At 53.0% G+C, this 9,722-nt stretch carries 7 protein-coding genes and 3 tRNA genes; all 10 read left to right on the plus strand.

Annotated features, from left to right (window positions below; genetic code table 11):
- The first annotated feature begins 7 nt into the window (after nt 1-7).
- The 10 genes from BLV85_RS03415 (at nt 8) to BLV85_RS03455 (ending at nt 9,499) form a co-directional block, all read left to right on the plus strand.
- Nucleotides 8-658 (plus strand): energy transducer TonB, encoded by a 651-nt coding sequence (locus BLV85_RS03415; protein ID WP_245725073.1) that lies wholly within the window; start codon nt 8-10, stop codon nt 656-658.
- Between the two features lie 5 nt (nt 659-663).
- Complete coding sequence (locus BLV85_RS03420) at nt 664-1,860, plus strand: tetratricopeptide repeat protein (RefSeq protein ID WP_090412140.1); 1,197 nt, start codon at nt 664-666, stop codon at nt 1,858-1,860.
- 166 nt (nt 1,861-2,026) lie between these two features.
- Nucleotides 2,027-5,068: a TonB-dependent receptor domain-containing protein gene (locus BLV85_RS03425; RefSeq protein WP_176973908.1), complete on the plus strand. Its 3,042-nt coding sequence runs from the start codon at nt 2,027-2,029 to the stop codon at nt 5,066-5,068.
- 28 nt (nt 5,069-5,096) lie between these two features.
- The gene (locus BLV85_RS03430) at nt 5,097-5,534 is read left to right on the plus strand and encodes a hypothetical protein (protein WP_176973909.1); all 438 of its coding nucleotides are present in this window, start codon (nt 5,097-5,099) and stop codon (nt 5,532-5,534) included.
- The gene (locus BLV85_RS15780) at nt 5,534-5,662 is read left to right on the plus strand and encodes a hypothetical protein (protein ID WP_281245709.1); all 129 of its coding nucleotides are present in this window, start codon (nt 5,534-5,536) and stop codon (nt 5,660-5,662) included. The genes BLV85_RS03430 and BLV85_RS15780 overlap by 1 nt, the downstream gene beginning before the upstream one ends.
- 146 nt (nt 5,663-5,808) lie before the next feature.
- Nucleotides 5,809-7,443, plus strand: coding sequence for a hypothetical protein (locus BLV85_RS03435; protein WP_090412146.1), 1,635 nt, complete (start codon nt 5,809-5,811; stop codon nt 7,441-7,443).
- 264 nt (nt 7,444-7,707) lie between these two features.
- Nucleotides 7,708-7,782, plus strand: a tRNA-Gly gene (locus tag BLV85_RS03440).
- A gap of 94 nt (nt 7,783-7,876) precedes the next feature.
- A tRNA-Cys gene (locus tag BLV85_RS03445) sits at nt 7,877-7,950 on the plus strand.
- Between the two features lie 20 nt (nt 7,951-7,970).
- A tRNA-Leu gene (locus tag BLV85_RS03450) sits at nt 7,971-8,059 on the plus strand.
- Nucleotides 8,060-8,698: 639 nt separating this feature from the next.
- Nucleotides 8,699-9,499, plus strand: coding sequence for a DUF4917 family protein (locus BLV85_RS03455; protein ID WP_218132767.1), 801 nt, complete (start codon nt 8,699-8,701; stop codon nt 9,497-9,499).
- Nucleotides 9,500-9,722: the final 223 nt, after the last annotated feature.

The following is a 9,722-nucleotide window of genomic DNA, read 5'->3' on the forward strand; positions in this document are numbered from 1 at the left end:
CAGACTGGTGACGGCATCCCTTATGACTGTTGACCGTGGCAAATATGTTTCCGGCGGACTGGGCATGTTGCTCGGGCCGGTTCTGGTCATTGGCCTGGTGTTGCTGATGAATCGTTACCTGGGTGAATTTGAGCGTGCGGCGCCCGAGAAAAGCACTGCCATGGAAATCACCAAGCTGGAAAAGCCGCAGCCAGTCAAAAAAGTCGAACGGCCCAAACCCAAAACACCTCCCCGGCAGGCTCGCGTGGCACCCCCCCTGTCGGGCCTCGATTCGTCCCTGTCGGGAATCGATATGGGCTTGCTGGGTCTGGGGATCGGCGATATGTCGGCAGTCGATGAGAGCTTGCTGGGCAAGACCGGCGCATCCGTCATGACGGAAGATTCGGTCGATACCCCGCCCCAGCCCAGAAGCCGCAGTCGTTTCGTCTATCCGAAATCGGCCAAGAAACGCGGTATAGAAGGTTATGTCGTACTTTCCATCTTGATCGATCTGAATGGCTCGGTGGACAAAGTGCAAGTGCTTGAATCCTCTCCCGCCGGGGTGTTTGATGATGCCGCCATCGCCGGCATCAAGCACTGGCAATTTTCACCGGCGCTCTATCAAGGCGCACCTGTCAAGGTGTGGGCCAAGCAACGCATTCGTTTCGGTTTGGAGTAAGCGTCATGCTGCAGAATCAGATCAAACACCACTTCTGGCATAAATCGTTGCAATTGATCGGGGTCTTGCTGCTGTGTTGCCTCGGGTGGATGACACCGGCTGTTGCGGACAAGCAACCCGAGCCCGAGGCGGATTTTCTAACCCTGGCCGCCACGCTGGTCAAGGACGGGCATAACGAACGCGCCTTGAGGACGTTGCAGAATATCGATCTGGAGCAGAAGGATCTCGATCTGATGCGCTATTACACGGTGCTGGGTCTGGCGCAGTTGGGACTGCAGGATTTGGCCGGTGCCAAGGTCAGCTTTCATCAGGCGATTGAGCTTGGACAAACCGAACCGGTGATTTTCATATACCTGGCGCAGGCGCATTACGGTCTGGAGGAATACCGCGAGACGATCAAGGCCGTCGAGCGCGCGGGGGACAATATCAAGAGTTATCCAGTCCTGCTGGAAATGAAAGCCCAGTCGCACTGGCTGCTCAAACAATATGACGCCGCCTGGCGCGCCTTGCAACAGGGCAATCACTATTTCAGCGCTGATGACCGCTTTATCCGGCGGCAGGCATTCTATGCCATAGAGCTGGAATTGTTCCAGCTCGGGGCGGAAATAGGACGCAGTTACTTGCGGAAATCCTCAACCAGGCCCGAGGACTATATTGCGATCGGCAATGCGCTTCGCCTGAGCCGCCAGTTCGATGAAGCCGCCATGATCCTCGAAGGTGGACGATTGAAATATCCCGCGCATCCTGTCATTGCCAAGGTCTTGGCACATACCTACCTGGATCAGGGCCTGATCAACACCGCGGCAGCCATCATGGAACAGGCAGCGGCTTTCGATGCGTCATTCATCAGCGAAGCGGCCGAATTATACCGGCGCGCAGGCCGCTGGTACCGAGCCCTGGCACTGAATGAGCGCATATCGGACCAAAGCGTCAAGCTCAAGCAGCGCTTGGCCATTTTGCTGGGTCTCAATCGCTACGAAATGATCGTCGGCATGGAAACGGCCTTGCAGCGTGCCCATTTGCTCGACGATCAAAATATTCGCTATGCCCTGGCCTATGCCGCCTTCGCGATCGGCAACTTTGACCAAGCCCGGCGGCATCTGGATCCGATCAAGCAACCCGATTTATTCAAACGCGCAATCGAGCTGCGCCGATTGATGCAGGATTGCGATGCGGACAGCCTTAAGTGCGAAGCGGTCTAGTGATTAAACCTTTTCCAGCCGGTAACGGCTTTCATCATTCAGCTGTGAACCTATCTCAACAAAGACCGAACTCAACCTTGTTATGAGCCAATACTGCCGATTCGTTGTATTGATCGTTACTGTTTGCGCGTCCATGCTTACGCATGCGGCCAATGATGCGACGGTTATGGTTTACTTGTTTGAAGACGGCAAACCATTGTCCCATGTCGAATTTGGCGCCGGACCGGATCTGCTGGCGGTGACCGACAGCAATGGCCATGCGCACATGACGTTACCGGCCGGTGTGCATAGCATGCGCTTCCAGCAAGACTCGAAAGTTCTGGCCAGCTGGGAGCTGACACTCACTCAGGGTGAGAATGTTCAGGTGATTGTTACGACTTTTCCCGATGGCCGCCAACCGCTTATCGATATTGCAACGTCGAGCATGGCATCCCAACCGGCTGACGATTTTGCTGCTGCAAACTTGCAAGCTGATGGCAAGGGCTTTATCGAAGGCGTGGTATTGTCGGCAGAAAACAAGCAACCGATAGCGGGGGCGCAGGTATTTGTCAGCGGCATTGCCGGTGAATTGCGGACCGGACAGGATGGATCGTTCAAAATCGAGGTGCCCAGCGGTGACTATAGTATTTCCATCATGCATCCTGATTTCAGTGCGCAAGTGCGGGACGGTATCAGTGTTCTGAAGGACGCTGTCCGCAAGGAAGTCTTCTCAATGGCACCGACCGGATTGGAGCTGCCTGAATTTGTCGTGCTGGAACCCCATATCGCAGGCAGTATCGCCTCTGTCGTGGAAGAGCAGCGCAGCAGCTCGGCTGTTGCCAATGTGCTGGGTGCGGAGCAGATTGGGCGCTCCGGTGATTCCGATGCCGCCAGCGCGCTGCGGCGCACAACCGGCCTGACCCTGATTGGCGGCAAATTCGTGTATGTGCGGGGGCTGGGTGAACGCTATGCGAGCACATTATTGAATGGTGCTTCCATTCCTTCTCCTGACCCAACCCGGCGAGTGGTGCCGCTGGATTTGTTTCCGACCAGCGTGCTTGACAGCATACTGATCCAGAAATCCTATTCGGCGGATCGCCCAGGCGAGTTTGCCGGCGGAACCGTGGAGATGCGCACCAAAAGGCCACCGGATGATTTTTTCTTCCAGTTTACCTACCAATTCGGATTGAACCAGGGTACATCCTTTACCAATGGCTTGCGTTATCGCGGTGGCAGTCTTGATATGTTCGGTGTCGATGATGGCGCCCGAAAAATGCCTGCATCACTGGCGGCAGCGACCGCTGGTGGGCGGCAGTTGACACAGTTTGCGCCGACCAACCCGGCCGGCCTGACGCAGGAAGAGTTGAGAAAACTGGGCAATGATTTATCCGGGGTATGGGACATCAACAAGAAGCCAATCGGTCCCGATACCCGCATCAATCTGGCCATTGGCGATTCCTTTCATAAGGGGGATTTCTCGTTTGGTTATACCAGTTCCGTGCGCTGGGTCGATAAATGGAATTCCCAGCAGGAAATTCAACGTTTCTATGCGCCCACCACTGGCGACAATTTGGAGCTGATTGTCGATAACAAGGTTAACTTTACCGAGCGTGAAGCCAATCTAAGCGGCTACCTGGGATTGGAAGCAGGCTATACCGATGATCATTCGATTTTTGCCAATGCGCTGGTGTTGCGGCAAACACAGGATGAGGCGCGCATTACCGAGGGTTGGTCCGATTCGGAAAATTTCGTGATCCGTCGTTCACAGCTGCAATATATGGAAAACAGCCTGATTGTCGGTCAGATAGGTGGGATGCATCGCTGGCAAGCGCTCGCCGATCTGGAAACCAACTGGCTATGGACACGCTCGAATGCCGGACGCAATGCGCCCAATGAAAGATCCTACCGGTTTGACCAGATTCCGAGCGGTGATGGAAGATTCTTTTTTACCCGCCGGGCTGACAGCAATCAGACCAATTTTTCCAAGCTGGATGACAACGATGAAAGCTTCCGGCTCGATGTCAAGTTGCCGCTCGATTTCCACCAGGATTATCGGTTCGCGCTCCAGTCCGGGTTCATCAAGCAATCCAGGACCAGGGATTCCCGCATTCGCCGCTTCAGTTTCGGCGCGCTGGGTCCGGATGCCCGGCGCCAGGATGTACTGGGGTTGGGGTCGTTGGAAAAGATTCTGAGTCCTGAGTTTATCGGCCCGAATGGCTTTCAGTTGCGCGAATCCACCCGGGCGACCGATAACTACGTCGCGACCCAGGACTTGTTCTCCTATTATGGACAAGGTGATTTGACCCTGTTCGATAAAGTACGGTTGACAGGTGGCTTGAGGGTCGAAGACAACGATCAGGTCGTGTCCACTTTCGAGCTGTTCAGCCCCAATCGGGAGCCACTGGAATCAAAGCTGGTGCGCAAGGATCTGCTGCCCTCAGTCTCAGCAACCTGGTTCATGACTGATAAGCAGCAATTGCGGGCCGGTTATTCGAGCTCGATATCCCGCCCCGATTTCCGGGAGTTGTCTCCCGCGCCTTTCCTGGATCCGGTCAGTGACCGTGAAACCCTGGGCAACCCGGATCTGCAGCAGGCGAAAATCACCAGTTACGATGTGCGCTGGGAGTATTATTTTTCCGCTAACGAAAGCATGAGCCTGGGCGGATTCTGGAAGGACATCACCAACCCGATCGAGTTGATTATCTTGCCCGGGCCGGGCGGCGTCCTGACGTTGCAGAATGCGAAACTGGCCAAGGTCTATGGACTGGAGGCAGAAATCATGAAACATTTGGATTTCGTCCATCCGAACCTGAGACACTTTTATGTCGCCAGCAATTTCACCTGGTCCAAATCCAGAATTGAATTGAAACCTGAAAACATGGTCGCACAAACCACCAATTTCAGGCCGCTGCAGGGCCACTCACCCTATATTGTCAATTTCCAGGTTGGCTACGACAATCCCGACAGAGGCATCCTGGCAACCCTGTTGTACAACACCATCGGCAAGCGGATCGCTGAAGTCGGCTCGTTGGGCGCGCCGGACAAGTATGACCAACCGGTACATCGGGTCGACCTGGTCTATCGTCATCAATTATTCAACAACATGGCATTAACCCTCAATATTCGTAACCTGCTGGATGACCGCATCAAAGTCATCCAGGGCAGCGAACTGGCCCGCAGTTACCGTATGGGCCGTGAATTCAGAATGGGTTTTGTGCTCGATTTTTAAATTCAAAATCTTATATCTTTATCGACTTGTGATGCAGAACAGAATCTTTACTTGCCTGGCGCTGCTGGCGTCACTGGTCATTGCGGGTTGTATCCAGCCGAGCAAGCTCAGCGAAGCGGAACAGCAGCAAAAACTTGCCAAGCAGCAATGCCTGGATGACATCGACCAGAGCGCGATAGAACGGCTGTCCGCACGAAGTGCGGCCTTTGATGCAGAAATCGAGGCCTTATGCAAGGCTGGCGAACGCGAACTGGCACAAAGCCGGGCTATTCTATACAGCCAACAATTATTGGCCGATCCGGTATTGCAGGCATTGCAACAATGCGGCAAGGACATCAGCACCTTGTTGCCTATCGTGATCATGGCGCCCGACGAAATTGGACAGGCAGCCAGTCAGCTGCCCCATGTTTGCGACCAGCAGCCGCGGCCCAAACGGCACTGGCGGCAATTTACCGTATGGCCTTGATGAGCATAGCTTGGCCGCCGACCGCCGACCGCCGGGTTGGCGGGAAAGGCCGGGCCAACGGAGCGCGGGTGCGCCAGGGCGCCCTAAAACCGGCGATCGAGTATGCCATGCTGTATGCATCCCCGTAAAAATTGCAGGTTATCGATTGTCATAAAACAGTCAAGAATCTGTCACGGTTCTGTAAAGCGGCGTCAGTAGACTTGAAAATCTAGGCTGGATTGTGCCCCTCCACGGTTCAGCCCCAAATTTTCTTTTTAACTCAGGGTCTATTGATATGAGCCAATCTCGCGTGTTCAAACAAACAGCCATCTCGCTTGCCATTCTGGGCGGGGCCTTATTTCACACCTCGTCGGCAGTTGCAAATGCCCAGTACGATCCCACTACCAATTCAGTCATCATCGAGGCAGTCGACGTGCCTTCGGGCAAAAGCCATGTCAACGCACCGACCTTCCGGGCGGTATTGAGATTGGTCGCATCCAACAGCACCGATATAGAACTGGAACTGGCAGATGCAAGTGTCATTACCACCCCGAATGCCGATCGCGCACATTTCGATCCGGTCTTTGGCCAGCTATATCTGCCCAGTATCGATGTTGGCGGTACCCAGTTCAATGCGGTACTGGAAGTGGTGCCCAACGCCAATCCACTGCGCTTCCGGGTAAAAGGCCTGCATGAGCAAGCCTTCACTGGCTGTCCCACATTTGCCAGACCTTCCGAGAATGTGCCGAATGCATGCGTGCTGGAAGGCGAATATAATCAGGATATTACCCTCACGAACAATACCACCTGGATCGTGAGCGGTGGCGTATTCATCGGTGGCGACCGGGTGAACAGCGCTACGCTGACAATCGAACCCGGCACCCGCGTGATTGGCCGTTCCGGCCTGGATTTTCTGTATGTGCGCCGCAATTCCAAGATCCATGCCATTGGCACGCCACAGCATCCTATCGTCATGACGGGTCCGAACGAGCAATTGCCAGGTGAATGGGGTGGCCTGGTGCTGGCCGGCAATGCGCCGGCAAACGGTTGCGCCGAGGGGGTTGCCGTCTGCGAGCAATTGGACGAAGCCCTGACCACACCTTATGGCGGCGGTAATCCGCATGACAACAGCGGTGTCGTGAAATATGTTTCGATTCGCTATGCCGGTTTTGAAGTCCGCCCTGACGAAGAGCTTAATTGTTTCACTATGCTGGGTGTGGGTGATGGAACCACGATCGATTTTGCCCAATGCCATATGGGTGCGGATGACGGTTTTGAAATGTTCGGCGGCACGGTCAACCTGAAGCATTTGGTGGCGACTTATAACGACGACGATGGCTTCGATTGGCAGATTGGCTGGGTGGGCAAGGCACAGCATGTCCTGGTCGTCAACCTGCCGGATGGCAGCGATGCGGGCATCGAGGCTGACAACAATGAACGCAATCACAACAGCCTGCCGCGCTCGCTGGGGAAAGTGTCCAACTTCACCTTGATCGGTTCCGGCTCCGGTGTGGATGGCCATGGCATCGTGCTCAGACGCGGCACAGCGGCTAATATTCACAATACGGTCGTGACCGGTTTCGGGCGCTCCTGTATTACCCTCGACAACACTGCAACATTTGACCATGCCGGTTTCCCAGGCAATCTGAGCGGCAGCCTGACGATCGAAAACAGCTATGTCAATTGCGATGTCAATTTCAACGATCGTCCGACCGAACCTTTCCTGGTCAGCGACTGGTTCAATTCGCAGCCGGGCAATGTCGCTGGCGACCCGCAGCTGAATGGCTACCTGCCGGCAGCTGGCTCGCCATTGCTGACAGGCGGTGCGCCGGTGCCCAACGATCCATTCTTCGATCCGGTCAATCACATTGGCGCTTTTGCCGATGCCAACGATGACTGGGCCAAGGGCTGGACGGTTGGTTTAGAGTGATTACAGCCTGACTGATTATTGACGGCCGCAGCCAAGACTGCATCACGCGGTCTTGGCTGCTTTGTGCGTGGTAGACCAGAGACATGGCTATCGTTTCTGATCCAGCGGGATTTGCGGCATGAGGTGCTTTATATGCTAAATGGTTAACATCTTCTGGACAGCCGCCACCCCGAAGATGAACCATTATGAACCATTATTCTTGACAAAATAAATGGTCTCTTTATAATCACGTGCTTGTTAAGAAACAAAAGTCTGGAAGACAGAGCGGGAATAGCTCAGTGGTAGAGCACAACCTTGCCAAGGTTGGGGTCGCGAGTTCGAGCCTCGTTTCCCGCTCCAATAAAGCCTGACATTGTTCTTGGCATTTCCAAAGCACAACATCTTTCTCATGCTAATAACGTTGTAAAGCGAACAACGTTATTCCAGTTATTACGGCGGGGTGGCAGAGTGGTCATGCAGCGGCCTGCAAAGCCGTCTACGCCGGTTCGATTCCGACCCCCGCCTCCAAAAACATATCAGCAGCAATCGCCCGGGTGGTGAAATTGGTAGACACAAGGGACTTAAAATCCCTCGGACCTTAAAGTCCGTGCCGGTTCGATTCCGGCCCCGGGCACCACATAATCAAAGGAGCCAGATTCAATTGGTATTTTAAATTGCCAAGATAGACTGCTGTCTCCTTGAATAGAGAGAGGTGTTTCTTGAGAAAGCTGATCTACTACGGACGAACCTGCCAAGCCGGATTTTCCGATCCTTTTCGTTAAGTAGAGCGACTATTCGCCTCAAATAATCGAAAAATCCAGCGCTGCCAGCTTCACCCTCGCTACGATCGCTATTCTCGGACAGCCTCCTAGGAGATTACAGTCTATCTCGGTAATTATTTTGATACAGCAATTGAGCCTGAATCCAACCCCTCCGATTTTATTTTTGTTCTGAATGCTTGGTTCGTTCTTATGGACCTGACCCCATTGTGCGCGCAGGGAGGTGGTCAGATTGCTCTATAAGTGGTTAAATCGACGTAGTCAAAGACGAAGTCTGACATGGGATGGGATAAAGCGGGTGCTGGCGGCATATGCCTTTCCATCACCGACCCACACCAATCGGACGGAAATGAATCGGGGGCTTGCGTGAAGAACTGCTTTACTGCGCGAGTGAGTATGATTGAAGAGCCCGGTGCGGGAAAACCGCACGCCGGGATCTGTGCAGGGGGCGTCGGGTAACCGGCGTTCCTACTGCGACAGCAGCATAATCAAGGTCTATGATGCCTTTTCATATTAACAACTGGAACGAAGTTTCCCGCCATTACACAGGTGCACTGCTGCTAGGAAATGGTGCCAGCAGAGCGGTAGATGATCGCTTCGATTACGGCTCCCTTGTTCAGCATGCATTCGATCATGGATTGTTGGCTGGTGATGTTCAGAACTTATTCCGGTTCTTCCAAACCGAGGATTTTGAACTTGTTCTTCGCTTGGTTTGGCAAGCATCGAATGTGAATAAATCGCTCAACATACCAGATAACCAAACTCATAATGCATACGTGCGAGTAAGGGATACGCTAATTCAGGCTGTGAGGGATGTTCACCCTGAATACCAAGATGTTTCAGTAAAAATTCCTATCATCTATGAGTTTGTTAAAAGATTTGACACCGTCATTTCATTGAATTATGACCTGATCTTGTATTGGGCTGTTATGTATGGACTAGATATTCAAGATAGATGTTCTTTGAAAGATTGCTTTGTTCAGGGTGTATTTGATGAGGATTGGCGAAGGTTGCGTCAGCCAATAAATGGAAATAACTCGGTCACACTTGCATTTTACCCGCATGGAAGCTTGGTTCTGGCCCGTAACTTAGTTGAGTCTGAGTTCAAGCTTACCGGAAATGGTATTGGCTTATTGGAAGCCATACTTCAGGGATGGGAAACAGAGCAATATGTTCCCTTGTTTGTGAGCGAGGGAACCGCACAACAAAAGATAAAATCAATTCACGGAAGCAGTTATCTGAGTACGATATATCGAGAAGTTTTGACTAGTACCCAAAGCTTGAAATATATCGGATAATTTGCCATTTTTTTGATTGAACAAGCAAAAATTGCATGGCCCGCCCTTTATTCCCACTGACGCTAACTACTGAACAAAGAGACCTCCTGGAAACAATAAGCCGTTGCCGGGAGGTTCCCCATAGCCTAATACAACGTGTCCGCATTGTGTTGTCAGCCAACGCAAGATGTAACAACAAGACGATTAGCCAAGACACCGGCTTGTGTGAAGACACGGTCGGCTT

Source organism: Nitrosomonas halophila (assembly GCF_900107165.1).
GTDB classification, from domain to species: Bacteria; Pseudomonadota; Gammaproteobacteria; order Burkholderiales; family Nitrosomonadaceae; genus Nitrosomonas; species Nitrosomonas halophila.